This window comes from Parashewanella hymeniacidonis (assembly GCF_016900895.1).
Classification (GTDB): Bacteria; Pseudomonadota; Gammaproteobacteria; order Enterobacterales; family Shewanellaceae; genus Parashewanella; species Parashewanella hymeniacidonis.
This window is the reverse complement of sequence record NZ_JAFEUN010000290.1, coordinates 1-1,189: the sequence shown is the minus strand read 5'-3', so window position 1 is coordinate 1,189 and position 1,189 is coordinate 1. Positions and strand designations below refer to the sequence as shown.

Below are 1,189 nucleotides of genomic sequence, written 5' to 3'. Positions count from 1 at the left end.
TTGTCTTCGGAAAAGGTCGTACTATTTCAGATTTCTCCGCATGCTTTCGTGAATTACGTCTGACCGATAATAATTTTTTAAAGTTATCAGATTCTCAAAAAAAAAGGTGTGTGCATCTAGCGCAGAAAAACGGTCATCATGATACGGTGACTGCGTTTATGAAGGTGCTGGTGGAGTTACTGAAGGCAGGGAAGTTATCAGAAGATAAGTTCATAGCGCTGGCAGCGGGAAAAAGACGTGACGAAACACCTGGACTATTTCTGGCGCTGCAAAATGGTCATCATGATACGGTGACTGCGTTTATGAAGGTGCTGGTGGAGTTACTGAAGGCAGGGAAGTTATCAGCAGATAAGTTCATAGCGCTGGCAGCGGGAAAAAGACGTGACGAAACACCTGGACTATATTTGGCGCTGCAAGAGGGTCAGCATGAGACGGTGACTGCGTTTATGAAGGTGCTGGCGGAGTTACTGAAGGAAGGGAAGTTATCAGAAGATAAGTTCATAGCGCTGGCAGCAGCGAAAGATGGTGACGGAACGCCTGGACTATATTTGGCGCTGCAAGAGGGTCATCATGATACGGTGGCTGCGTTTATGAAGGTGCTGGCGGAGTTACTGAAGGAAGGGAAGTTATCAGAAGATAAGTTCATAGCGCTGGCAGCGGGAAAAAGACGTGACGAAACATCTGGACTATGTCTAGCGCAGCAAAAAGGTCAGCATGAGACGGTGGCTGCGTTTATGAAGGTACTGGCGGAGTTACTGAAGGCAGGGAAGTTATCAGAAGATAAGTTCATAGAGCTGGCAGCGGGGAAAGATGGTGACGGAACGCCTGGACTATATTTGGCGCTGCAAAATGGTCATCATGATACGGTGGCTGCGTTTATGAAGGTACTGGCGGAGTTACTGAAGGCAGGGAAGTTATCAGAAGATAAGTTCATAGAGCTGGCAGCGGGGAAATATGGTGACGGAACGCCTGGACTATATTTGGCGCTGCAAAATGGTCATCATGATACGGTGACTGCGTTTATGAAGGTGCTGGTGGAGTTACTGAAGGCAGGGAAGTTATCAGAAGATAAGTTCATAGCGCTGGCAGCAGCGAAAGATGGTGACGAAATACCTGGACTATGGATGGCGCTGCAAGAGGGTCAGCATGATACGGTGGCTGCGTTTATGAAGGTGCTGGCGGAGTTACT

At 48.0% G+C, this 1,189-nt stretch carries 1 pseudogene; it reads left to right on the top strand.

The features are described from left to right. Positions 1–1,189: pseudogene (locus tag JQC92_RS22380) on the top strand (hypothetical protein); the annotation flags it as partial.